This is a genomic window from Chromohalobacter sp. HP20-39, assembly GCF_033052815.1.
Classification (GTDB): domain Bacteria; phylum Pseudomonadota; class Gammaproteobacteria; order Pseudomonadales; family Halomonadaceae; genus Chromohalobacter.
The window spans coordinates 1-421 of record NZ_JAWHTP010000189.1 but is presented as its reverse complement, the minus strand read 5'-3'; the positions used below and the strand labels follow the sequence as shown (position 1 = coordinate 421).

The window sequence follows — 421 nt, the reverse complement described above, 5'->3', positions numbered from 1 at the left end:
CGTGTTCGACAACATGGCGTATGGCCTGAAGATTCGCGGCTTGCCCAAGAGCGATATCCAGGCGCGCGTCGAACAGGCAGCGGGCATTCTCGAACTCGGCAAGCTGCTCGATCGCAAGCCGCGTCAGCTCTCGGGCGGCCAACGCCAGCGCGTGGCCATGGGCCGCGCCATCGTGCGTGAACCGGCTGTGTTCCTGTTCGACGAGCCGCTCTCCAACCTCGACGCTAAGCTGCGCGTGCAGATGCGCCTGGAGCTGAAGGATCTGCATCGGCGCCTGCGCACCACCAGCCTGTACGTGACGCACGATCAGGTTGAAGCCATGACGCTGGCTGATCGCATGATGGTGCTCAATGGCGGCCGGGTCGAGCAGATCGGCACGCCGCTGGAGGTGTACTCGCGTCCGGCCAGCACGTTCGTGGCC

1 protein-coding gene is annotated in these 421 nt (G+C 65.1%); it reads left to right on the top strand.

The annotated features are described in order from the left end of the window. On the top strand, positions 1 to 421 hold a 421-nt coding region (locus RVY79_RS17570; protein ID WP_317465777.1), incomplete at both ends, for an ATP-binding cassette domain-containing protein.